This is a genomic window from Mycobacterium sp. 2YAF39 (assembly GCF_052114565.1).
GTDB lineage: Bacteria > Actinomycetota > Actinomycetes > Mycobacteriales > Mycobacteriaceae > Mycobacterium.
Window position 1 is genome coordinate 275,902 of the sequence record NZ_JBFREZ010000006.1, and the last position, 22,882, is coordinate 298,783.

A 22,882-nucleotide genomic window follows, 5' to 3' on the forward strand; every position below is an offset into this window, starting at 1 on the left:
CGAAATCACTCGACGTCGACCCAGTCCAGCGTGCGCTCGACGGCTTTCTGCCACCCCGCGTAGCCGTCCGCGCGCTGCTCGTCGTTCCACGCCGGACTCCAGCGCTTGCCCTCCTGCCAGTTGGCCCGCAGATCGTCGGTGTTCTCCCAGAACCCGACCGCGAGCCCTGCCGCATATGCGGCGCCGAGCGCGGTTGTCTCGGCGACGACGGGCTTGACCACCTCGACGCCGAGGACGTCCGCCTGGATCTGCATGCACAGATCATTCGCGGTGATGCCGCCGTCGACCTTGAGCACCTCCATGTGCACACCCGAGTCCGCCTCCATCGCATCGACGACGTCGCGGCTCTGGTAGCAGATGGCCTCGAGTGTCGCGCGCGCAAGATGCGCGTTGGTGTTGAACCGCGACAATCCGACGATCGCGCCGCGCGCGTCCGAACGCCAGTACGGCGCAAAGAGTCCCGAGAACGCGGGCACGAAGTACACGCCGCCGTTGTCCTCCACCTGACGCGCGAGCGACTCGCTCTCCGAGGCACCGCTGATGATGCCGAGCTGGTCGCGCAGCCACTGCACCGCTGAGCCGGTCACCGCGATCGAACCCTCAAGTGCGTAAACGGGTTTCGCGTCACCAAACTGGTAGCACACCGTGGTCAGCAGTCCGTTCTCCGAACGCACGATCTTCTCACCGGTGTTGAGCAGAAGGAAATTACCTGTGCCGTAGGTGTTCTTGGCCTCCCCCGCTTCCAGACAGACCTGGCCGACCATGGCGGCCTGCTGGTCGCCGAGGATGCCCGTGATCGGCACCTTGCCGCCGACAGGCCCGTCCTCCAGGGTGACGCCGAAGGCATCCGGATACGAGGACGGCTTGATCTCGGGCAGCATCTGGCGCGGAATGTCGAAGAACGACAGCAGTTCATCGTCCCAGTCCAGAGTCTCGAGGTTCATCAGCATCGTGCGACTGGCATTGGTGACGTCGATGGCGTGCACACCGCCACGCGCACCGCCGGTGAGGTTCCACAGCACCCAGGTATCCGCGGTGCCGAAGATGGCGTCTCCGTTCTCGGCGGCGCGGCGCACACCGTCGACGTTCTCCAGGATCCATTGCAGCTTGCCGCCGGAGAAGTAGGTCGCGGGCGGCAGACCGGCTTTGCGCCGGATCACGTCGCCGCGACCGTCGCGGTCCAGCGCGGAGGCGATGCGGTCGGTGCGGGTGTCCTGCCACACGATCGCGTTGTAGTACGGCCGTCCAGTTTTGCGGTTCCAGACCAGCGAGGTCTCGCGCTGGTTGGTGATGCCCAGCGCCGCCAGGTCGGTGGCCGACAGGTTGGTTTTGTTCAGCGCCGACTGAACGACCGACGCGGTGCGTTCGGCGATCTCGACGGGATTGTGCTCGACCCAGCCGGCCTTGGGCAGGATCTGCTCGTGCTCGAGTTGGTGACGGCCCACCTCGGCGCCGTCGTGGTCGAAGATCATGCACCGGGTGCTGGTGGTGCCCTGGTCGATGGCGGCTATGAATTCGCGAATCTCAGCCAAACCTCGTGCTCCCTCCGGACGGCTCTGCAATCGTCCATCATGGTCTATATGGGCAGACCGATCGTCGACATTGACCGCATGCCCCGCGGCGGGCCGAACGCGTCGTGCCTGGACCGGCTGCTGGAGACCGACCGGCTGGAATACATCGACCGCGACGATGTGGACGACCGCGTGAAGCGCAGCGTGATCCGTGCCCTGGAATGGTCCGGCGACTTCTTCCGCAACACCGAGAAGTTCGCCCAGATCGCAATGGACGAGGTCGCCGACGTCCCCGACCCCAAGATCCTCGAGCTCGGTGCAGGCCACGGCGGTCTGTCGCGAAAACTGCTGGACTGGCACCCCACCGCCGAACTCACCGTCACCGACATCGACACCTCCTCGGTGGCCGCGATGGCGGCAAGCGATCTGGGCGAGAACCCCCGAGCGACGGTTCGTGAAATGGACGCCACCGCCATCGACGCGCCCGACCACCACTTCGACCTCGCGGTCTTCGTGCTGTCCTTCCACCACCTGCCCCCATCGATGGCGTCACGGGTGATCGCCGAAGGCACGCGGGCAGCCGACAAGCTGGTGATCATCGATCTACCCAGACCGCCAGCGCCGTTGCACCTCATCCGGCTCGCGACGATGCTGCCGTTCGCCGCGTTCGTCCCATTCGTGCACGACGGCGTCATCAGTTCGCTGCGCAGCTACAGCCCGTCGGCGCTGCGTGCGCTGGCCGCACACGCCGATCCATCGATCGACATCGAACTGCGCGGCGGACTGATGAATCCGCAAGTTGTGGTGGCCGCCCGCCGATAGGCTCGGATCGTGGGCGAAGAAGTGAAGAACACCGAGTACTCACGCGCGCACCGCCGCGAGTACCGGCGCAAGGTGCAGCAGTGCCTCGACGTCTTCGAAACCATGCTGAAGGAATCCAGTTTCGAGTTCGAACGCCCGCTGACGGGCATGGAGATCGAGTGCAACCTCGTCGACTCCGCATACCAGCCCGCCATGAACAACGCCAAGGTCCTGCCGTCGATCGCCGACCCGGCCTACCAGACCGAATTGGGCGCCTACAACATCGAATTCAACGTTCCGCCGCGCCGTCTGCCCGGCCGTGCGGCGCTGGAACTCGAGGCCGAGGTGCGGGCCAGCCTCAACGCGGCCGAATCGAAGGCCAACGGTCACGATGCGCACATCGTGATGGTCGGGATCCTGCCCACCCTGATGCCCGAACACCTAGCGGGCCGGTGGATGAGCGAGTCGACCCGATATCAGGCGCTCAACGATTCGATCTTCACCGCCCGCGGTGAAGACATCCTGATCGACATCGGCGGGCCCGAACGGCTGAGCCTGCAGACCGAGTCGATCGCGCCGGAGTCCGCGTGCACCAGCATGCAACTGCACCTGCAGGTGTCCCCCGCCGACTTCGCACACAACTGGAACGCGGCGCAGGTGCTGGCCGGGCCGCAGCTGGCGCTGGGCGCCAACTCGCCGTACTTCTTCGGTCACCAGCTGTGGGCCGAGACCCGCATCGAACTCTTCGCCCAGGCCACCGACACCCGGCCCGACGAGCTCAAGACGCAGGGCGTGCGCCCGCGGGTCTGGTTCGGGGAACGCTGGATCACCTCGATCTTCGACCTGTTCGAGGAGAACGTCCGCTACTTCCCTTCGCTGCTGCCCGAGTTGTCCGACGAGGACCCCATCCGCGAGCTGGCCGAGGGTCGCACCCCGAGGCTGGCCGAGCTGCGGCTGCACAACGGCACCATCTACCGGTGGAACCGCCCGGTATACGACATCGTCGAGCAGGACGGGGTCCTCCGTCCGCATCTGCGCGTAGAGAACCGGGTGTTGCCCGCGGGACCGACCGTGGTCGACATGATGGCCAACGCCGCGTTCTACTACGGCGTACTGCGTACGCTGGCCGAGGACGACCGGCCGATCTGGACGAAGATGAGTTTTGCTGCGGCCCAACACAATTTCGTCGAATCCGCGAAGCACGGGATGAATGCACGGTTGTACTGGCCGGGCCTTGGTGAGGTGACGCCGGACGAGTTGGTGCTGCGGCAGCTGCTGCCGATGGCCGACGAGGGGCTGCGACGGTGGGAGGTCGCCGGCGACGTGCGCGACCGCTATCTCGGAGTGATCGAGGGCCGCGCGAAGACCGGCAACAACGGATCCACCTGGCAGGTCGCGGCGGTGCAGGCGCTGCAACAGCGCGGCCTGTCCCGGCCAAACGCATTGGCCGAGATGCTGCGGCTCTACTGTGAACGTATGCACAGCAATGAACCCGTACACCTCTGGGATGGCCCATGAGCAGGGCCTGGATCGTGATCGCGCTGCTGGCGCTCACGCTGCTGGGGTGCCAGAGCCAGGCGGCACAGGCGGATCCGATCGAATCCGGGCTCGATCAGGAGTTCGTTCTGCACGGTGGCCAGGAGGTCGCGATCCGCGACACGGATCTGCGCCTGCGTTTCATCGACGTACTCGAGGACTCACGCTGCCCGAAGCAGGTCAATTGTTTCTGGACCGGGCAGGCGCGCATCGCGCTCGTCGCGCAGCAGGGACAGGGCGCGTCGACGACATTTGAGTTCAACACAAATCCCGCACCAGGGCAGGGCATACTGACGGCCCCGGTGGGCGACTACACGATCGAGCTGAAAAACCTCGACCCGTATCCGCAGACTCCCGACGATTCGCCCCCGCTCACCGATTACAGCGCAACGTTATTGGTGCGCAAGTCCGCCTAGCGTGCGCGCGAACTGCTCGAGTTCCTCGACGGTGACGTCGATGTGTGGCGAGGCCCGCAGTACCGGCGACGTCATCTCGAGCGGGGCGCGCAACGTTTCGGCGTAGGTGGTGACGATCCCGTGCTCGGCGATCAGCACCGCACGTACCTGCTGCGGATCGGCGCCGCCGACGGGCTCCAACGTGGTGATCGCCGTCGGCTCATCAACCGCCTCGACCACTCGCCATCCCGTGACGTCGGCGAGCGCCGCACGGGTCATCCTGCCGACCTCGGCCAGCCGTTCGCCGATCTGTACCGGTCCGGCGGCCAGATACTCGCCGAGGGCCACCGAATAGCCAATGCGGGCAGCCACATTGGCCTCACCCTGTTCGATGCTCTCCATCACCGGCAACTCGAGACCCCATTCCGGCGGGGGAAGTCGCGGCCGAAGACGCTGCGCCAGATCGGCCCGCAGCGCCAGAAATCCGACACCACGCGGACCGGCCACCCACTTACGCGACGAGCTGTAGATCGCGGAAGGTGTTACGGCACAATCGAGATGACCGAACGCCTGCGCCGCGTCGATCACCAGCGCGAGGTCCAGGTCCCGGCAGACGCCGGCCAGTGCCGCCATCGGCTGAGCGGTGCCGCGGTGGCTGGCCAGCGTCGTCAGGTGTACCAGGGCGGGGCGGTCGGCGGCCAGCGCCTTGGCCGCAGCGTCGACGTCGAGCCTGCCCTCCCCGTCGACCGGCAGTGCGCGCACGTCGAAACCGTTGGCGGCCATGACCGCCAGGTTGGGACCGTACTCGCCGGGCAGGCATGCGACGGTGCGCTCACCGGGCCAGCTGGACAGCAGGATGTCGAGTGCGTCGTTGGCGCCCGTCGTGTAGGCGACGCCACTGCTGTCCAGACCGGTCAGCGCGGCGATGGCCGCACGGCCCGCGTCGAGCACCGGTGTCGCGGCCGCGGCAGCGACGTATCCGCCGACCTCGGCTTCGTGGCGGGCGTGCTGTGTGGCGGCATCGATGACCGCGAAGCTCTGCCGGGAGCAGGCCGCGCTGTCGAGGTGCAGTCCGGCGACGGCAGGTCTTGCCACACGCCACTGCTCGGCAAGGCTTCCCGGTTCGGACATCACGGCGTCGCGAGCGACAGCCCGAAGTCGCCGGCGCTGTCGGTCCACCAATGTGTGCGACGCAGGCCGGCGGCGGCCAGTTCCGCCGCCACGCCATCGGGGCGGAACTTGCTCGAAACCTCGGTGAGCATCTCCTCGCCGTCGGCGAAGTCGATGGCCAGGTCTAGTCCCTTCACATGCACTTGCTGGGCGTGGTTGGCGCGCAGCCACATCTCGATGCGCTCTTCGTCGGCGTTCCATCTGGCGACATGCTCGAAGGCGTCGAGCCCGAAGTCCGCGTCCAGTTCGCGGTTGACCACCGCCAGCACATTGCGGTTGAACTGCGCGGTGACGCCTGCGCTGTCGTCGTAGGCCGCCACCAGCCGGTCGGTGTCCTTGACCAGGTCGGTGCCGAGCAGCAGGCTGTCGCCGGGCTGCAAGGTGTCCGCCAGCGCTGTCAGAAACTCGGCGCGCGGCCCCGGCGTGAGGTTTCCGATCGTCGAGCCAAGAAAGACGACCAGCCTGCGACCGACGCGGGGGATCTTGCCGAGATGCTCCTCGAAGTCGCCGCACACCGCGTCGATCTCGATGCCTGGGTACTCCTTCTCGATGGCGGATCCGGCGGCCTCCAGCACTGTGGAATCGACGTCGAACGGGATGAACCGGCGAAGGGATCCGCTGTCCCGCAATGCATCGAGCAACATGCGGGTTTTCTCCGACGTGCCGCTGCCCAGTTCGACGAGGGTGTCGGCGCCAGACGCCGCGACGATCTCGACCGACCGCTCGCGCAGGATCTGCGCCTCCGTGCGGGTGGGGTAGTACTCGGGCAGGCGGGTGATCTGGTCGAACAGATCACTGCCGACGGAGTCGTAGAACCATTTGGGCGGCAACGTCTTCGGCGTCTTCGTCAACCCGTCGAGCACGTCACGACGCAGGGCGTCGCCTGCCGAGGTGGCGGACAGGTAGTTCGACAGGGCGAACGTCATCATGATCCTTTCAGCGGTGTGAGCTCGATGTCGGGACCGGCGACAGAGACCAGGTGGCGATCGGGGACCTCCTGCCAGCCGGGGTCGTCGTCGTAGGGTTCGCTGGCCACCACGACGCCGTCGGTGCGCCGCAGCACCGACAGGGTGTCACCCCACGTGGTGGCGAGCACCCGAGAACCGTTGGCCGCCAGAATGTTCAGCCGGGCATTGGGGTCGGCGGCCGCGACGTCGATGATGGTTTCCCCCAGCGCATCCAGGCCACGGTCGAAGATCAACGCCGCCAACAGTGCGCTGTCGCAGGTCGATTCGGCCTTCGCCGAGAGAGGCAGGGCGGCGCGGTCGACCAGGCCGTTGTGCGATAGCAGCCACTGGCCGTCGGTGAACGGCGCGGATGCCGAGGGCTCGATCGGCATACCCACGCTCGCCGACCGTACGGCGGCGACAATGCATCCGCTGCGCAGCGCGGGCGCCACCGATGCGAACGACGCATCACCCCACAGCGGCGCGGCGCTTCGCCAACGCCGCGGTGTTCCCGCGTCGTAGAAACCGGCGCCCCAACCGTCGGCGTTCATCAGGCCGTGCTTCTGCCTACGCGGTGAATACGACTGCACCAGAAGGCCGTTCGCCGGTTCCATCAGCAGCGACGCGACGGAGATCGGTTCGCCGAGCCAGCCGATATGCCGGCACATCAGGCAACATCCCATGCCAGGCGCACACCCGAGAAGATCTGCCTCCGGATCGGGTGGTCCCAGTTGCGGAAACTGGGACGCACGATGCTCGATGCGACGGCCCATGATCCCCCGCGAAGGACCTTGTAGTCGCCGTCAAAGAAGGGTGCCGAGTACTGCTCGTAGAGCATCGGTGTGAAGCCCGGCCACGGCCGCAGCGGCGACGTCGTCCATTCCCACACATCGCCGAGCATTTGTTCGACGCCGTACGCCGACGCGCCCGCCGGGTAGGCGCCCACCGGCGCAGGCCGCAAGGCGTCGCCGCCGAGGTTGGCCAGGTGCGTCGTCGGTTCCGATGAACCCCACGGATAGCGACGGCGCGCGTTCACGGCGGGATCCCACGCGCAGGCCTTCTCCCACTCCTGCTCGGTGGGCAACCGGCCGCCCGCCCACGCCGCGTATGCCTCGGCTTCGAAGAACGTGACGTGCTGGACGGGTTCGTCGGCGGGGATGTCCTCGACATGCCCGAAGCGGGTGCGGGTGCCCACCAGGTCTGCGGTATTCCAGAACTGCGGTGCCCGCAGATCGGCGTCTCGCCGGTGCTGCCAACCGCGATCGGACCACCAGCGCCGGTCGTCGTATCCGCCGTCGTCGATGAAGTGCCGCCATTCACCGTTGGTGACGGGCACCGTGCCGATGCGGAACGCCGGCAGGTCGACCACATGCGCGCACCGTTCGTTGTCCAGTGAGTGAGGTTCGGTGACCGCGTCGACGCCGAGGACGAACTCGCCTGCAGGCACCAGGACCGACGTCCCGGCGACCGAAGCCCTGCCCGGCGGCAGCGGCACGCCGCGGTCCAGCAGTGCGGGTCCGGCGCGCAGGTTCAGTGCCTGCAGCATCGTTTCGCCGTGCTGGTTCTCGTGGCTGATCACCAGGCCGAAATTGAACTCGTCGCCGCCGGTGGGCAGTGCGTCGAGGCCGTCGAGCGCCTTGTTGCGGACCGTCGAGCAGTAGGACCTGGCCTCAGCAGGTGACAGCAGCGGCAGGTCGACCCGACTGGCGCGGGAGTTGAGGAACGCGTCGTAACAGCGTTCGACCTGCGGATCGAGGAGGCCGGGACGGCCGGGGTCATTCCCGCGCAGCAGCCAGAGTTCCTCCTGCCAGCCGATGTGGGCGAGGTCCCACACCAGCGGGCTCATGAGCGGGTCGTACTGGCGGTGAAGCTCGGCGTCGTCGAAGTCGACCAACCGCAGCGTTCGGTCGCGGGCAGTCGTGAGTTCGCGGGCGATTGTCTCGCGTTGCGTCACAACTCCCCTTGCGCCAATTGGGTGACCGCCGGTGCGATCCCGTACTTCACCACCCGGTCGGAGAAATCGTCGGCCGGGCATCGTCCCTGTTCGACCGAACGCACCAACTGCTGCATCGATTCCTCGAGTTCGGCGGGCGCCCGTTCGGCGGCCACCTGCACGCATCGCGCGGCGGCATCGGCCAGCCTGCGGTCGCCGAGTCCGATCTGCGCGGCACGGTCCCATGCGGTCGCCACCGATTCGGTGGCCTCGGCGGCGATATCGGCGGCCACCGGATCGTCGAGCAGCGTGACGAGTGTGAACACCACGGCGGGCCAGACGGCGTCGGGCACGCTGTCGAGGTAGCGGATCTCCAGCCAGCGCCGCGGCCGCACCGGGGGGAACAGGGTGGTCAGGTGGTAGTCGAGGTCCGCCCGGGTGGGCTTGCGACTGCCCAGAAGCGCGCGGCCGTCGGCCCAATCGGCGAACGGCACCCAGGTGGTCACCGGAACGACGTCCGGCGTGGTGACCAGCATGACGGGCGCCTTCATGGCATACCGGGCCCAGTCGCTGACCGGGTCGTCCCCGCTGGCGCCGAGAACAGGGCCACAGCGCGCCGAGTCCAACTGGCTCCAGATGTGCTGGCGCGCCGACCGCCAACCCGCGAACCTGCCGCTGAGCAGCGGTGAGTTGGCCGCGACCGCGATCATCGTCGGCCCGAGCGCGTGGGCCAGCCGCACCCGATCGGCCCAGCCGTCCTGCGGCCCGGCGTCGAGGTTGATCTGGATCGAGGCCGTCGACGTCATCATCGCCGCGGCCGCCTCCGCGGATTCGCTGGCGGCGAAGAAGGTCTCCATCGCCTGGTAGCGGGCGCCCGGGTTGACGCGCTTGGCGGGGCGCAGCGGGTCGGCTCCGAGCAACACCAGCCCCAGCCCGGCTTCGGCGAAGGCCGCACGCAGCGCCGCCCGGTCGGCCTGCATCGCGGCGATGGCATCGAGCGGCCCGTTCATCGGCGGCCCCGACAATTCGACGGCACCGCCGGGTTCGACGGTCACGGCGCTGCCGCCGGGCAACGGTGGAATGGTGGCGATGGTTTCGGTCAGCTCGTCCCATTCGGGCCGTCGCATCGGGTCGGTCAGGTCGAAGCAGTGCGCCTCGACCTCCAGCCCCACCTGGCCCACCGGACCATCGGTCAAAGAATTGTCCGCGATGTAGCTAGCGGCATCGTTTGCGCTGGTCAGCTCCGCATCGGGATCTGATGGGTGCGCGTCGTCCACGTCGGACGTCATGGCGAAGGTCATATCTTCCGGCCCCTTCCGGGTAGGGAACGATCGCGTCCTTCACTACATCTTCCAGACCGCACCGACAAAGTCCCATGGTTTTTCTTCTGACTTCGTCGTGACGTGTACCCGCATGGGCCCGCGTTACTGCCCCAACGTGTTCTGCATCGCACCGGCCAGCACATTCACGGCCGGACCGCCGTTGCCGGACTGACAAACTTTCGCCTGTAGCAGAACGTTCTCGCGTTTCCGGGTGGTGTTGAAGCACCTGCGGTCGGTGGCTTGGCCCGGTGTCGCCGGCGGCCCGGCTCCGATCTCCTGTTTGACCCAGTCGGCGTCGGTCGCGCTGGCTGGTCCCCCGGTGAAGGTCCACACCTGGGTGGTCATGTTGTCCAGATGCATCGCGGTGGTCTGGCCACTGCAGCCGACGGTGCGGTCGACGAGGCGGTGAAAGGCCCGGTCGGCGGCGTCGGTCGTGGCGAAGACGCCGATCGCCTGCTTCACGAAGTGCGTCTGATCGTCCGGCCCGGTTTGCGCCACCGCCCCATTGAACGACGCCAGGTCGGGATCGGCGAACACGTCGGGCAACCCGACATCCGCCCAGTTGTTGCACACCGCGTTGTCGACCCAGAACGATTGGAACGGATTGGTGAAGGTCCATTCGAAGCGCATCGGCGCCCCGACGATGTTGCTCACCGAACCCTTGGCCATCACGGCGTAGTTCACGACGCCCGGATCGGACGGCTTGGCGGAGACTTCACCGGCAGGCGCTGCCACGGCGAGGCCGACGCCGGCCAGCACGGCCAGGGTTGCGCCCCGGCCCCGGCGCGCCCGCCGAGGCGGCTCCGTCACGGACTAGACCTTCGCCGACAGCTTGACGTCGATGTTGCCGCGGGTGGCCTTGGAGTACGGACAGAACTGGTGAGCCTTCTCCATCAACTCCTCCGCAGCGCTCTGCTCGAAGCCGGGCAGGTAGCCGATCAAATGAGCGTTGATGGCGAACCCACCGTCCGGGTCCTTGCCGAAACCGACCTGCGCGGTGATGCCGCTGGCGTCGTCGATCTCGATCTTCTCCTTGCCTGCGACGGCACGGAGCGCACCAAGGAAGCAGGCGGCGTAACCGGCCGAGAACAGCTCCTCGGGGTTGGTGCCCACACCGCTGCCACCCATCTCCTTCGGGTGGTTGGTGTTCAGGTCGATCCTGCCGGTCGACGACTTGACGTGACCCTCGCGGCCACCTCCGGTTGCAGTGGACTCTGACGTGAATAGGACTTCGATGCTCATGGACTTGATCATGCCAGCCCTGCTTCAGACGGCAAGATGCCCGTGACCCCTACCCGTCGTTGCCGCTCAGCTTGGCTCGCACACCTTCCTCGATCTGCTTGCCGAGGTCAGGATCGACGTTGGTCCAATACTGGAAGACCCGGGAGAGCACCGGTTCGCGGACACCATCGGATACGTGACCGATGATGTTGTGCGCCAACCGATTCCTCTGGTCATCATCGAGAACGTCGCGCACCATCGTGCCTGCCTGACCCCAGTCGTCGTCCTCGGGACGAAGCGCGTACGCCGTGCGCACCATGTCGCCGTCCGACGCCCAGTGCACCTCCGCCGCGCGCTTCGGGTCGACTTCCGGACCGCCCATCGAATTCGGCGTGTAGACCGGATCCGTCGCATTGCGGATCCGCATGGCGCCGTCCTTGGCGTACGCGCGCACCTCGACGTGAGGTTCGTTGACCGGGATCTGCTTGTAATTGACCCCGAGCCGGGCGCGGTGGGCGTCGGAGTAAGAGAACCCGCGCGCCAGCAGCATTTTGTCGGGGCTCAGTCCGGCACCCGGCACGACGTTGTTCGGCTCGAAGGCGGCCTGCTCGATCTGCGCGTGGTAGTCCTCGACGTTGCGGTTGAGGGTCATCTTTCCGACCTCGTGCAGCGGGTAGTCGCCGTGCGGCCACACCTTCGTGAGATCGAAGGGATTGAACCGGTAGGTCTTGGCGTCCTCGAACGGCATGATCTGCACGTGCAACGTCCAGCTCGGGAAGTTGCCGTCCGCGATCGAGGTGAACAGGTCACGCTGGTGATAGTCGCCGTCCTCGCCTGCCAGCCGATCCGCATCCTCCTGGGTCAGGAAGTCGATGCCCTGGTCCGTTTTGAAGTGGTACTTCACCCAGAACAGTTCGTCGTCGGCGTTGACCCAGCTGTAGGTGTGGCTGGAGTAGCCGTTCATGTTGCGCCACGTCTTGGGGATGCCGCGGTCACCCATCAGCCAGGTGACCTGATGTGCCGACTCCGGTGAGAGCGTCCAGAAGTCCCACTGCATGTGGTGGTCACGAAGGTTGTTCGCGGCCATGCGCTTCTGGGACCGGATGAAGTTCTGGAACTTCATCGGGTCGCGGATGAAGAACACCGGGGTGTTGTTGCCGACCAGGTCGAAATTGCCGTCGGAGGTGTAGAACTTCAACGCGAATCCGCGCGGGTCGCGCCAGGTGTCTGGACTGCCGCGCTCGCCGGCGACGGTCGAGAAACGGGCGATCATCTCGGTCTTCGTACCGGGCTGCAGGAACGCGGCCTTGGTGTATGCGCTGACGTCGTGCGTGACCTCGAACTGGCCGAACGCGCCGCCGCCCTTGGCGTGCGGTTGCCGCTCCGGAATGCGTTCCCGGTTGAAGTTGGCCATCTGCTCGATCAGGTAGTGGTCCTGGAGCAGGATGGGGCCGTCGGGGCCGACGGTCAGTGAGTGTTCAATGCTGGGGGCCGGAGCCCCGGAGTCAGTGGTCGTGTATTTCTCGGTCATAGGGTGTCATCTCCTCGACGAGGGTGGCGAGGCCATGGGCTGGCGCCTCATCGAGGAGATGACCCAGAGTGGACTTATTCAAAACATCCTTTGATGTCAGGGCCGCGGCGTGACCGTCGGTGACCCTGGGGACGGTGGTCCGCCTGGTTGCGGAGGTGCCTCGAACCCGGGGCCACCAGGGCCGGGCGGCGGTCCGAAGCCGGGGCGGCCGGGGCGCTCGAACTGACCGTCGGGCGGCATCGGGAATCCCGGCGGCGGTCCGCCACGGAAGACCGCGAAGCCGTGATCGCCGCGATCGCCGCGATCGCCCATGTGGCCGCCGCCGTGATGGCCTCCGCTGTGCGCTCCGAGGATGAAACCGGAGAAGAAGATCACGGCGACGGTGAAGACCACACCTGCGACGATGCCGACCCATGCGGCGACCGAGGTCAGCTTGGAGTGGTGGCGCTCGTCGCGCACCTCGAGTGGCGCGGCAGGCGGGGCGGTCGCGACCGGTGCGGTCGCGGGTTCAGAGGACGGAGTCGGTGTTTCGCTCATGGCCACGATCATGCAGACGGTAATGATGCGCCCGTCATGTATCGGCTATGAATCAGCTGTGTATGGACCGACTCGTCTCAGAGGGTGCCGATCCGGATGGGCACGGTGTCCAACACCATTCGCTTGGGGGTCGTCAGCGGGTCGGGTTCAGACGTAGTCGCTTGGGTCGGTACCGGCACGAGCGGGCCACGAATGTGGGATGAGCGCACGGCCGGCATGGTGACGACAATCGACCCGCCGCGGCAGGACACCACCTTCCGGTCTACGGAGGCGTCTTCGCCGTTGCGGAGCGCGATGGTGGCCCCGTCGGCGTCGGTGTAGTCGCATCCGCCGGGGTCCGACGGGTTCTCGCCGAAGGCGGTCGCGGGAGCGATGGCCAGGACAGCCAGGGCCCCGAAGAGAATCGCTGCGAACGTGTTCGTTGGCTTGATCATTCGGGTCCCTCTCGGGAGTCGGCATGGGCGGCGGTGTTGCTGACGAAATAGTCCCGAGAATGCCGCGCACCCGTAACCGCCCAGAAGCCAGACTTCGCTTCTGCGAGGGAAGGATTTCCTATCCGTCAGGCAAGCTGGTGACGTTTGACGGCAGGTGGGCCGGGTAGTTCTGGCGCCATGACCTCGCTATGGCTGGCCGACCAGGCTGCACCCGTCAGTGCCCTGCGCAGTATCGAGGGAGATCCTGCCGACGTCGTGGTCGTCGGCGCCGGAATCACCGGTCTGACAACAGCTGTGCTCCTCGCCAGGGCGGGGAAGCGAGTGACCGTCGTCGAAGCCCAATACGTCGGCGCCGGGGCGACGGGCAACACCACCGGCAAAGTGAGCCTGCTGCAGGGCAGCAAGTTGTCACGCATCGCCCGCAAACACGGGCGAGAAATTCTGCGCGACTACGTCGCCGGGAACACCGAAGGTCGCGACTGGCTGCTTCGCCACTGCGAGGAACATGGGGTGGACGTCCAGCGCGAAGATGACTACGCGTACGCCCAGGGCGCGGACGGCGTCAGCACCGCAAAATCCGTGCTGGCAGCCACCCGGGAGGCCGGCATCGAAGGTGCTGCGTGGGTGGACGATGCGGATGTGCCCTTTCCGTTCCAGGGCGGTGTCCGGCTGCGGGACCAGGCGCAGATCGATCCCATGCCGTTTCTCAACAGCTTGGTGACCGATTTCGAATCACACGGCGGCAGGCTGTTGCAAGGCGCGCGGGTGACGTCGATCTCCGGCACCGGTCCGCTGCGGATCAGTGTGCAGGCAGCGACATCAGCTGAAAACGGCCAGCAGCAACAGGTTTCGATACCAGCCCAGCAGTGCGTACTGGCTACCGGTATCCCGATCCTGGATCGTGGCGGATTCTTCGCGCGGGTGAAGCCGCAACGTTCCTACTGCCTGGCCTTCGACGTGCCCGGCGACATCACGCGACCCATGTTCATCGCCGTGGACTCGCCCACCCGGTCCGTGCGCTACGCGCCGTCCGCCACAGGCGAGAAGCTCATCGTCGGCGGCGCAGGCCACACGGTCGGCCGGGCCGATTCGCCGGCCGCCGACATCGAGGAGTTGGCGAAATGGGCAGCCCTGCACTATCCGGGCGCCGTTCGGACACACTTCTGGTCCGCCCAGGATTACCATCCGGTCGACGAGCTTCCGTACGTCGGCCCGCTACTGCCCAAGTTTGAGAAGATCTTCGTCGCCACGGGTTTCGACAAGTGGGGGATGTCCAACGGGGTCGCAGCGGCATTGGCGCTCTCGTCCCAGATACTCGGCGGCAGGATGGACTGGCGCCGCGCGTTCGCGAGTTGGAGCCCGCACGAAGCCGCAGGCATCACCACCGCCCTGAAGTCGAACCTCGAAGTGGGCTTCAACCTCGCCAAGGGTTGGGTGACGCCGATGTTCGCCTCGGCGGCCACTCCCAGTGAGGGCGATGGTGTGGTGACCGGTCCGCCCTGGCACTTGCGCGCCGAGAGCACGGTTGACGGCACAACTCACGTTGTCTCCCCGGTGTGTCCACACCTGGGCGGCATCGTGAGTTGGAACGACGCCGACTGCACCTGGGAATGCCCCCTGCACGGCTCGCGCTTCGCGCCCGACGGCACCCTACTCGAAGGTCCCGCGACCAAGTCGCTCACACCGTAAGTCGCGCCTGCCCGTCAGCGCGCCGGCGCGACTTCGGACGCCATCACGTCAACCGCACGGTCCCAGACTCGGTGCAGCCCAACTGCATTCCGAAGCGCATCGGTGAACGATTTGTTCACTCCGTCGGCGACCAGGACCCCGGCAGCGTCGAGATCGATTCCTGCAGCCGTTAAGGCTTTTGTGCCATCACCCCATGCCGCAACCGGCTTACAGTGCCGGAATGCCTCCTGCAGCAGGACCACCAGCTTGATGTCGCGAGTGGGCTTGGTCCCGGCGGCAACGACGATCGCGTCGTACTCGATAGACCGCGCGGTCAACAGAGTCCGCTCGACGATGACGCTGCGTCTGCCAGACTTCAACACCCCGCCGATCGGAGCGGTCACCAACGGAGTCGCACCGAGTCGCTGAATCGCCTGCACCAGTTTGGTCACACCCGCGAGGTCGGAGTCGGCCCCCGCAATGATGCCGATCTTGCGACCGTCGATCGGGCCCGGAGTGTCGACAACCTGTGACAGCGCAGTCGATTCGAGGACATCAACGGGCGGGTTGCCCTTCGGCGCCGGCAGCCCGAGGCCTATCGCCACCTGCTTGCACAGGTCGGTGTCGACGTTGGCCAGCACCTGGAGTTCGCGTTCCTTGATCGCCTGCTCGTAGCACTTTCCGAGCTCGAACGTGAACGCCTCGATGATATGGACCTGCTCCACGTACGTCAGGCTCCGGTAGAACATCGCCGCCTGGGTGAAGTGATCGTCGAACGAGGACGGTTGGGCGCGCACCGTCTTGCCCTCGACCGTCCGCGGGGTCTGCACGTAGCCACCGTCACCAGCGTCGGCGACCAGCGGTTCGCCGTCGTCGATGCTGTTCGGCCGGTACGGTGCCAAGCCGGTGTGAATGGCGGTCTGATGCATGCCGTCACGCAGCATGTCGTTCACCGGGCAGTGGGGCCGGTTGATCGGCAGCTGAGTGAAATTCGGGCCGCCGAGCCGGGTGAGTTGTGTGTCCAGATACGAGAACAGCCGCGCCTGCATCAGCGGGTCGTTCGTCGGTTCGATGCCGGGAACCAGGTTGCCGGTGTGGAAGGCGACCTGTTCGGTCTCGGCGAAGTAGTTGGTCGGATTCCGGTTCAGCGTCAGCTTTCCGATCAGCTGCACCGGGACCATTTCCTCGGGGACGATCTTGGTCGGATCAAGTAGGTCGATACCCTCGAAAGTGTCGGTGCCGTCGTCAGGCATGACCTGCACGCCGAGTTCGTATTCGAGGTATGCGCCTGCCTCGATACCGTCGGCCATATCGCGCCGGTGGAAGTCGGGATCGCAGCCCGCCGCGATCTGTGCTTCCTCCCAAACAAGCGAGTGCACACCGGCGATCGGCTTCCAGTGGAACTTGACGAGGCTCGTCTCGCCTTTGCCGTTGACCAGCCGGAACGTGTGCACCCCAAAGCCTTCCATGGTCCGGTAGGACCGGGGAATGCCGCGATCGCTCATATTCCAGAAGACATGGTGGGTCGCTTCGGTGTGCAACGACACGAAATCCCAGAACGTGTCGTGTGCCGACTGCGCCTGCGGAATCTCCCGGTCGGGGTGCGGCTTTCCGGCGTGAATGACGTCTGGGAACTTGATGCCGTCCTGGATGAAGAACACCGGAATGTTGTTGCCGACCAAGTCGAAATTACCCTCGTCGGTGTAGAACTTGACCGCGAATCCACGGGTGTCGCGCACGGTGTCGGCGGACCCCCGCGAACCGAGCACCGTCGAAAACCGGCAGAACACTTCGGTTTTCTTACCCTTGCGGCTCAGGAAACCCGCCTTGGTCAACGACTTGGCAGTGCCGTAGGACTCGAACACGCCATGCGCCGCCGCACCCCGTGCGTGTACCACACGCTCGGGGATGCGTTCATGATCGAAATGGGTGATCTTCTCGCGGAGATGGAAATCCTCGAGGAGCGACGGACCCCGATCGCCCACCTTGAGGGAGTGGTCGGTGTCCGGGAGACGCAGACCCTGTGCGGTGGTCAGGAATTTTCCAGACTGAGCGCGCACGTCGATATCACCGGCGTCGCCGTCGGTATTACCGGTCGGGCTGGTGGGCTTCGGTGCGGTTTGATCGCGGTTGCGGCGAGGGGGCATGAGTACTCCTGGCTGGTGTCGTCACGACATCCGTGGGGCTGATGGCGCACAGATACCCCGATCGGATGGCCCTATGCACGATGTCGGACTACTTCCTCGAAGACGTGTTGCGCCCTCGAAAAGGGGTATCCGTCACCATCGTTCTGAAAGGGCCTGCTCCGAGGGACACGCTCAGACGCTGGGCAACCTCGCCGTGGAGATGTTCACGCAGGCGTGACTAGGGTTTGAACGGGTTCACCGCGAATTGCACGACGCGGTAGGGCGTTCCTCCCCCTGCAGTGGTATTCCACTGGCTGATGAACACCCGAAGCTCGTCGAGTGTCGAGCCGGGCGAGATGTAGCCGCCGTAGGGTTGCGCCAACCGGTTGTTCTCCGGCGGCCCAAGGTTTTCCACGGGTTGCGGCCAGTCCGTGGCGACGACGACCGTGGTCACCGGAGCCGAACCCAGACCCGTCGGATCGGCTGCGACCCGTACCTCCATGTTGCCGGTGCTGGCATTGAAGTACGACAGCACCGTCCTACCGTCGATCTGGCGGATGCTCATCTCACCGATCCAGTCCCCCCACAACGGAGTTGGCGGACGGCCCCAGCCCAACTCCGCAGACCAGCCCTGCCAGCTGGAGCGATCAGCAAAGGTCGCGGGCTGTGCGCGGTACAGCACGAGCGGTCCGGTGCGGTCGAAGTTGTTCGCGACGATGTACACCCAGCCGCTCTCGGAATCCGGCTTCGGGATGGGGTCGTAGTATCCGCTGATCTGCGACTGCCGGGAGTCCGCATAGGAGGCGTCGCGTTTCGAATCCGGAATGGTCGGCCAGTTGCCCTGTGCCGGATCGGCTTTCACCAACCGCGACGTGATCGGGTTCAGGTCGCGGACCGTGGTGACCATCATGTAGTTCTCACGGTTGATCTGCACCACTCCGGCGGGCAGCTGCGAAGTGCCCGGCTCTGTCGGCCCGGCCAGCAGCGGCTTGTCGATCCCTGTCACCCCTTCGTAGCGCACGCCGTTGGGGTCGTCGATCGAATCGGTTTCGACGTGCAGCGCGATCGGTGAGTACCAGCCACCGAATCCGACGGCTTGGCCGGCGAAGCTGTCACCGCAGACCTGCAGGATGCCGCTGGGAAATTCCATGAACTCGCAGAGGTCTGTGGCCCCGATGCCGTAATCCCTTGTCGACGTCCCTGTTCCGGCAGTCGGAGCGATCCGGATGACCTGCCCCGGCGCAAGTGAATGCAGGATCGGGTCAGGTGCGGGCGCGGGCGGGTCGGCGTGGACGGCGGCCGCCGAAACGGCAGTCCAGCAGAGAAACAGCGAGAACAGTCCTGCTGGAAGACGCCGCAACGACGTCAGAGCTCGGCGGCCAGCAGCTCGGCAATCTGAATGGTGTTCAGCGCCGCGCCTTTTCGCAGGTTGTCACCCGACAGGAAAAGCGCAAGCCCGCGGCCGTCCGGCACGCCGGGATCCTGACGGATGCGGCCGACCAGCGTGTCGTCGACGCCCGCGGCCGCCAGCGGCGTCGGGACGTCCACCACCGTCACTCCCGGAGCAGAGGCCAGCAGCTCGGTGGCACGCGCCACGGACAGCGGCCTGGAGAACTCGGCGTTGATCGACAGCGAGTGGCCCGTGTACACCGGCACCCGCACACACGTACCGCTCACCAGGAGGTCCGGGATGCCGAGGATCTTGCGGCTCTCGTCGCGCAGCTTCTGGTCCTCGTCGGTCTCGCCCGAACCGTCGTCCACGAGCGAACCGGCCAGCGGCACCACGTTGAACGCGATCGGCGCGACGTACTTCGCCGGTGCAGGGAAGTCGAGCGCGCCACCGTCGGCGACCAGCTCCCTGCTGTTCGCGACGACGGCACTGGCCTGCGCGTGCAGCTCGTCGACGCCCGCGATGCCGCTGCCCGAGACCGCTTGGTAGGTGGACGCGATCATGCGCACCAGACCGGCCTCGTCGTGCAGCACCTTGAGTACCGGCATCGCGGCCATCGTCGTGCAGTTCGGGTTGGCGATGATGCCCTTGGGTCGCCTGCCTGCATCTCTCTCGAAATTGACCTCGCTGACGACCAGCGGCACGTCGGGATCCTTGCGCCATGCCGACGAGTTGTCGATGACGACGGCGCCCGCCTCCGCGAACCGCGGGGCCTGCACGCGCGACATCGTCGCGCCCGCCGAGAACAGCGCGATGTCCAGCCCGGTGGGATCGGCGGTCTCTGCGTCCTCCACCTCGATCTCCTGGCCGCGGAACGGCAGCTTCTTACCCTGGGACCGCGATGACGCGAAGAACCGCACGCTGGTGGCGGGGAAGTCGCGCTCCTCCAGCAGTGCGCGCATGACCTGGCCGACCTGCCCGGTCGCGCCGACCACTCCGATGTTTATTCCCCGGTCGCTTCGCTCCTGCCCTCCGAAGTTCACCATCTAGCGTCCCGATCCCGCGTACACGACGGCTTCCTCATTACCGCCGAGGCCGAATGCCTCGTGCAGCGCGACGACGGCATTGTCCAGCTCAGTATCCTTGACCAGCACCGAGATTCGAATCTCAGACGTGGAGATGAGGTCGATGTTCACCCCGACCTTCGCGAGTGCCTCGCAGAACGTCGCCGTCACGCCGGGATGGCTGCGCATACCCGCGCCGATGAGTGACACCTTGCCGATGTGGTCGTCGTAGAGCACCTTGGAGAAGCCGATCTCGCCCTGAAGGGCGGTGAGCTTCTCCACCGCGCCGGGTCCGCTCTCGCGCGAGCAGGTGAACGTGATGTCGGTCTTACCGTCCTCGATCTTCGAGATGTTCTGCAACACCATGTCGATGTTCACGTCGGCGTCGGCGACGGCGCGGAACACCTTGGCCGCGTAGCCCGGGACGTCGGGCAGGCCGACGACGGTGACCTTCGCCTCGCTGCGATCGTGCGCAACTCCGGTCAGGATGGCGTCTTCCATCGGGATGTCCTCCATCGATCCTTTGACGAGAGTGCCTGGTTTGTCCGTGTACGACGAGCGCACGTGAATCGGAACGTCGTAGCGACGCGCGTATTCCACGCACCGCAGCATCAACACCTTGGCGCCGCAGGCGGCCATCTCGAGCATCTCCTCGAAGCTCACGGTGTCGAGGTGCTTGGCATTGGTCACGATCCGAGGGTCCGCGGTGAAGATGCCGTCGACGTCGGTATAGATCTCGCACACGTCGGCCTTCAGTGCCGCGGCGAGCGCGACCGCGGTGGTGTCGGATCCGCCGCGCCCCAGAGTCGTGACGTCCTTACTGTCCTGGCTGACACCCTGGAAACCGGCGACCAGCACGATCAGGCCCTGGTCGAGGGCTTGCTGGAGGCGGCCGGGGGTGACGTCGATGATCTTGGCGTTGCCGTGGGTGCCGGTGGTGATGACGCCGGCCTGCGATCCGGTGAACGACCGCGCCTGCGCGCCCAGCGAGTCGATGGCCATCGCGACCAGCGCATTGGAGATGCGCTCACCCGACGTCAGCAGCATGTCCATCTCCCGGGCAGGCGGTGCGGGAGACACCTGACGAGCCAGGTCGAGCAGGTCATCAGTGGTGTCGCCCATCGCCGAAACCACCACGACGACGTCGTGACCGGCCTTTTTGGTCTCGACAATGCGCTCGGCTACGCGGCGGATCCGCTCGGCGTCAGAGACCGAGGATCCGCCGTACTTCTGCACGACGAGCGCCACTGGGCATGCCTTTCAACGCTTGGGACCGCGCCTTTCGGTCGAGCACAGTCCCACCAAGGATAAGGGTTTGGCGCATCTCATTTACTCCGCCGGTCACCGCACCGGCGAACCGGCCTCAGCAGCGGTTATTTGCAGGCTTCCTCGAGCTGCTTGAGTCCGTCAATGATGCGCTGATTGAGCAGCGTCATCTCGAAGTACACCGGCGGCGCGGGCGCGTTCGGAGCACGGCCTTCGGTCTCGGACCGCATCCGGGGCAGCATGGCGACGAACTTGGAGGCCGCGTCGGCGACCTGGATGGCCGTGCCCGCCAGGTTGGGGTCGTTGATCTCCTGCGCCCGCTGAGCCATGCCGTCAGCCCACTGCTGGTATGCGGCGTCCTCGGCCACCGTGGGCACCGCCGGGTCGGTGTCGCTGGCCTTCGATTTGATCAACTCGCCCTGCGAATTGTTGTACTCGAGCATCGCCTGCACCGGCTTGCACTCCTCGGACGGCCCGCTGAAGACGGTGTTGGACAACACCACCGCGACGGCAGCCACCACCGCGACGCCAATGGCGACCCACCACCGTCGATCAAGCCTCATCGCAGGAACTCTAGCGACCGGCCGCTTATTAACGTGCAGGCAACCTCACAAGCCGGTCCACGTAACAGAAACATCGGTTACTGGCAGTGAACGGCCCTATGGCGGGCCGCATCACTATCAGGAGACGTATATGGACGTGGATACAGGGACCACAGCATTCATGCTGTGTTGCATCATCGGCCTCACGCTGATGATTCCCGGGCTCGCTCTCTTCTACGGCGGCATGGTGTCCGTCAAGAGCTCGACCAACATGATGATGATGACCTTCGGCGCCGTGGCGATCGTCGGGGTGCTGTGGGTGCTGTTCGGTTTCTCGATGACCTTCGGCACGTCTTACGGCGGATTCCTCGGCAGCATCACGGAATTCGCCGGGATGAAGGACCTGCTTGAGTCGGACACGACGATCAGCGGGCTACCGATATCCCTGTTCGCACTGTTCCAGGCGCTGTTCGCAGCGATCACCGTCGCACTGATCTCGGGTGCGGTGGCCGACCGGATGAAGTTCAGCGCGTGGATGGTCTTCGCCGCGGTCTGGGCGGTGCTGGTGTACTTCCCCGTTGCGCACTGGGTCTTCGCGTTTGACGGCGTGGTGACCGAGAACTCCGTCGGCGGCTGGATCGCCAACAAGCTCGCGGCGGTCGACTTCGCAGGCGGCACCGCGGTGCACATCAATGCGGGCGCCGCAGCGCTTGCCGTCGCCATCGTGCTGGGCAAGTCCGCAGGCTGGGGCAAGCTGCGCAAACCGCACAACGTCCCGCTAACACTGCTCGGCGCGGGCCTGCTGTGGGCCGGTTGGTACGCCTTCAACGGTGGATCCGCCCTCGCCGCAGGCAATTCCGCCGCGATCGTCATGGTCACCACGTTCGTCGCCACCTGTGCCGCCACCCTGGCCTGGATCGCGGTGGAGAAGATCAAGGACGGCCACGTGACGGGCGTCGGCGCCGCTTCCGGCGCGATCACCGGTCTTGTCGCCATCACCCCCGCATGCGGTGCGGTCACGCCCGTCGGCGCGATCATCCTGGGCGCGATCGCGGGTGTCATCTGCGTGTACGCCGTGGGCCTCAAGGACCGTTTCGGCTACGACGACTCGCTCGACGTGGTCGGCGTCCACCTGGTCGGCGGCGTCGTCGGCACGTTGCTGATCGGCCTCTTGGCCAGCGAGAGCATGCCCAACGGCATCAACGGACTGTTCTACGGCGGTGGTTTCGACCAGCTGTGGCGGCAGGCCGTCGCCGCGGGCGCGGTGATGGTCTACTCGTTCGTCGTCGCAGGCATCATCGCGTTCGCGATCAAGAAGACGATGGGTATCCGCATCTCGCCCGATGAAGAAGAGGCAGGCATCGACACGGCGTTCCACCGCGAAGCGTCGTACGAGCTGCAAACCGTCTGATCCGTAACCGACCGGCGCGGGCCACTGGGCCGCGCCGGTCGGCTCATCGGTGTCGAGTTTCCTGACAAGAGACAAGG

General features: G+C 66.0%; 21 protein-coding genes. 5 read left to right on the top strand and 16 right to left on the bottom strand.

Features of this window, described 5'->3' with window-relative positions; all coding sequences use genetic code 11:
- Positions 1-5: 5 nt before the first annotated feature.
- On the bottom strand, positions 6-1,472 hold the full coding sequence (gene glpK / locus AB4Z42_RS19080) for a glycerol kinase GlpK (RefSeq protein WP_442010909.1): 1,467 nt from the start codon (positions 1,470-1,472) through the stop codon (positions 6-8).
- Between the two features lie 99 nt (positions 1,473-1,571).
- Between glpK and AB4Z42_RS19085 the strand changes: the two genes are divergently transcribed.
- The 3 genes from AB4Z42_RS19085 to AB4Z42_RS19095 are packed head-to-tail and all read left to right on the top strand — an operon-like array spanning position 1,572 to position 4,264.
- On the top strand, positions 1,572-2,333 hold the full coding sequence (locus AB4Z42_RS19085; protein WP_442010770.1) for a class I SAM-dependent methyltransferase: 762 nt from the start codon (positions 1,572-1,574) through the stop codon (positions 2,331-2,333).
- Between the two features lie 9 nt (positions 2,334-2,342).
- Positions 2,343-3,830, top strand: coding sequence for a glutamate--cysteine ligase (locus AB4Z42_RS19090; protein ID WP_442010771.1), 1,488 nt, complete (start codon positions 2,343-2,345; stop codon positions 3,828-3,830).
- 14 nt (positions 3,831-3,844) lie between these two features.
- Positions 3,845-4,264: a hypothetical protein gene (locus AB4Z42_RS19095; RefSeq protein WP_442010772.1), complete on the top strand. Its 420-nt coding sequence runs from the start codon at positions 3,845-3,847 to the stop codon at positions 4,262-4,264.
- Here the strand turns inward: AB4Z42_RS19095 and egtE are convergent.
- The 10 genes from egtE to AB4Z42_RS19145 all read right to left on the bottom strand — a co-directional run bounded on the left by egtE (position 4,241) and on the right by AB4Z42_RS19145 (position 13,338).
- Complete coding sequence (gene egtE / locus AB4Z42_RS19100; protein ID WP_442010773.1) at positions 4,241-5,374, bottom strand: ergothioneine biosynthesis PLP-dependent enzyme EgtE; 1,134 nt, start codon at positions 5,372-5,374, stop codon at positions 4,241-4,243. The two genes, AB4Z42_RS19095 and egtE, sit on opposite strands and share 24 nt — an antisense overlap.
- The gene (egtD, locus tag AB4Z42_RS19105) at positions 5,374-6,339 is read right to left on the bottom strand and encodes an L-histidine N(alpha)-methyltransferase (protein ID WP_442010774.1); all 966 of its coding nucleotides are present in this window, start codon (positions 6,337-6,339) and stop codon (positions 5,374-5,376) included. The genes egtE and egtD overlap by 1 nt, the downstream gene beginning before the upstream one ends.
- A complete protein-coding gene (gene egtC, locus AB4Z42_RS19110; protein WP_442010775.1) occupies positions 6,339-7,028 on the bottom strand; it encodes an ergothioneine biosynthesis protein EgtC in 690 nt (229 codons plus the stop codon). Before egtC ends, egtD begins: the two co-directional genes overlap by 1 nt.
- On the bottom strand, positions 7,028-8,314 hold the full coding sequence (gene egtB / locus AB4Z42_RS19115) for an ergothioneine biosynthesis protein EgtB (RefSeq protein ID WP_442010776.1): 1,287 nt from the start codon (positions 8,312-8,314) through the stop codon (positions 7,028-7,030). The genes egtC and egtB overlap by 1 nt, the downstream gene beginning before the upstream one ends.
- A complete protein-coding gene (gene egtA / locus AB4Z42_RS19120) occupies positions 8,311-9,594 on the bottom strand; it encodes an ergothioneine biosynthesis glutamate--cysteine ligase EgtA (protein WP_442010777.1) in 1,284 nt (427 codons plus the stop codon). Before egtA ends, egtB begins: the two co-directional genes overlap by 4 nt.
- A 123-nt stretch (positions 9,595-9,717) precedes the next feature.
- Positions 9,718-10,425 carry a sensor domain-containing protein gene (locus AB4Z42_RS19125; protein WP_442010778.1) on the bottom strand — a complete coding sequence of 236 codons (708 nt, stop codon included), beginning with the start codon at positions 10,423-10,425 and terminating at the stop codon, positions 9,718-9,720.
- A gap of 3 nt (positions 10,426-10,428) precedes the next feature.
- Positions 10,429-10,857, bottom strand: a complete 429-nt coding sequence (locus tag AB4Z42_RS19130) for an organic hydroperoxide resistance protein (protein ID WP_442010779.1) — start codon at positions 10,855-10,857, stop codon at positions 10,429-10,431.
- A 49-nt stretch (positions 10,858-10,906) separates the two neighbouring features.
- The gene (locus tag AB4Z42_RS19135; protein ID WP_442010780.1) at positions 10,907-12,367 is read right to left on the bottom strand and encodes a catalase; all 1,461 of its coding nucleotides are present in this window, start codon (positions 12,365-12,367) and stop codon (positions 10,907-10,909) included.
- Positions 12,368-12,463: 96 nt separating this feature from the next.
- A complete protein-coding gene (locus AB4Z42_RS19140) occupies positions 12,464-12,904 on the bottom strand; it encodes a hypothetical protein (protein WP_442010781.1) in 441 nt (146 codons plus the stop codon).
- Positions 12,905-12,981: 77 nt separating this feature from the next.
- Positions 12,982-13,338, bottom strand: a complete 357-nt coding sequence (locus AB4Z42_RS19145; RefSeq protein WP_442010782.1) for a hypothetical protein — start codon at positions 13,336-13,338, stop codon at positions 12,982-12,984.
- A 177-nt stretch (positions 13,339-13,515) separates the two neighbouring features.
- Here AB4Z42_RS19145 and AB4Z42_RS19150 point away from each other — a divergent pair, with 177 nt between their 5' ends.
- On the top strand, positions 13,516-15,027 hold the full coding sequence (locus AB4Z42_RS19150) for an FAD-dependent oxidoreductase (RefSeq protein ID WP_442010783.1): 1,512 nt from the start codon (positions 13,516-13,518) through the stop codon (positions 15,025-15,027).
- Between the two features lie 14 nt (positions 15,028-15,041).
- On the opposite strand, the gene AB4Z42_RS19155 is transcribed toward AB4Z42_RS19150, so the two are convergent.
- The 5 genes from AB4Z42_RS19155 to AB4Z42_RS19175 form a co-directional block, all read right to left on the bottom strand.
- The gene (locus AB4Z42_RS19155; RefSeq protein ID WP_442010784.1) at positions 15,042-17,153 is read right to left on the bottom strand and encodes a catalase; all 2,112 of its coding nucleotides are present in this window, start codon (positions 17,151-17,153) and stop codon (positions 15,042-15,044) included.
- 217 nt (positions 17,154-17,370) lie between these two features.
- Positions 17,371-18,471 carry a DUF4185 domain-containing protein gene (locus AB4Z42_RS19160; RefSeq protein WP_442010910.1) on the bottom strand — a complete coding sequence of 367 codons (1,101 nt, stop codon included), beginning with the start codon at positions 18,469-18,471 and terminating at the stop codon, positions 17,371-17,373.
- Positions 18,472-18,497: 26 nt separating this feature from the next.
- On the bottom strand, positions 18,498-19,568 hold the full coding sequence (locus AB4Z42_RS19165; protein WP_442010785.1) for an aspartate-semialdehyde dehydrogenase: 1,071 nt from the start codon (positions 19,566-19,568) through the stop codon (positions 18,498-18,500).
- Positions 19,569-20,834 carry an aspartate kinase gene (locus tag AB4Z42_RS19170; protein WP_442010786.1) on the bottom strand — a complete coding sequence of 422 codons (1,266 nt, stop codon included), beginning with the start codon at positions 20,832-20,834 and terminating at the stop codon, positions 19,569-19,571.
- A 125-nt stretch (positions 20,835-20,959) separates the two neighbouring features.
- Positions 20,960-21,415 (bottom strand): hypothetical protein, encoded by a 456-nt coding sequence (locus AB4Z42_RS19175; RefSeq protein WP_442010787.1) that lies wholly within the window; start codon positions 21,413-21,415, stop codon positions 20,960-20,962.
- Between the two features lie 136 nt (positions 21,416-21,551).
- Here AB4Z42_RS19175 and AB4Z42_RS19180 point away from each other — a divergent pair, with 136 nt between their 5' ends.
- Positions 21,552-22,805, top strand: coding sequence for an ammonium transporter (locus AB4Z42_RS19180; RefSeq protein ID WP_442010911.1), 1,254 nt, complete (start codon positions 21,552-21,554; stop codon positions 22,803-22,805).
- Positions 22,806-22,882 lie beyond the last annotated feature (77 nt).

Bases quoted from the DNA above. Each gene is read 5' to 3' on its own strand.
- AB4Z42_RS19145 (WP_442010782.1), bottom strand. From the start codon at position 13,338: ATGATCAAGCCAACGAACACGTTCGCAGCGATTCTCTTCGGGGCCCTG.
- AB4Z42_RS19140 (WP_442010781.1), bottom strand. From the start codon at position 12,904: ATGAGCGAAACACCGACTCCGTCCTCTGAACCCGCGACCGCACCGGTC.
- AB4Z42_RS19165 (WP_442010785.1), bottom strand. From the start codon at position 19,568: ATGGTGAACTTCGGAGGGCAGGAGCGAAGCGACCGGGGAATAAACATC.
- AB4Z42_RS19130 (WP_442010779.1), bottom strand. From the start codon at position 10,857: ATGAGCATCGAAGTCCTATTCACGTCAGAGTCCACTGCAACCGGAGGT.
- egtE (WP_442010773.1), bottom strand. From the start codon at position 5,374: ATGTCCGAACCGGGAAGCCTTGCCGAGCAGTGGCGTGTGGCAAGACCT.
- AB4Z42_RS19135 (WP_442010780.1), bottom strand. From the start codon at position 12,367: ATGACCGAGAAATACACGACCACTGACTCCGGGGCTCCGGCCCCCAGC.
- AB4Z42_RS19155 (WP_442010784.1), bottom strand. From the start codon at position 17,153: ATGCCCCCTCGCCGCAACCGCGATCAAACCGCACCGAAGCCCACCAGC.
- AB4Z42_RS19175 (WP_442010787.1), bottom strand. From the start codon at position 21,415: ATGAGGCTTGATCGACGGTGGTGGGTCGCCATTGGCGTCGCGGTGGTG.
- egtC (WP_442010775.1), bottom strand. From the start codon at position 7,028: ATGTGCCGGCATATCGGCTGGCTCGGCGAACCGATCTCCGTCGCGTCG.
- egtA (WP_442010777.1), bottom strand. From the start codon at position 9,594: ATGACCTTCGCCATGACGTCCGACGTGGACGACGCGCACCCATCAGAT.
- glpK (WP_442010909.1), bottom strand. From the start codon at position 1,472: ATGATCTTCGACCACGACGGCGCCGAGGTGGGCCGTCACCAACTCGAG.
- egtD (WP_442010774.1), bottom strand. From the start codon at position 6,339: ATGACGTTCGCCCTGTCGAACTACCTGTCCGCCACCTCGGCAGGCGAC.
- AB4Z42_RS19085 (WP_442010770.1), top strand. From the start codon at position 1,572: ATGGTCTATATGGGCAGACCGATCGTCGACATTGACCGCATGCCCCGC.
- AB4Z42_RS19150 (WP_442010783.1), top strand. From the start codon at position 13,516: ATGACCTCGCTATGGCTGGCCGACCAGGCTGCACCCGTCAGTGCCCTG.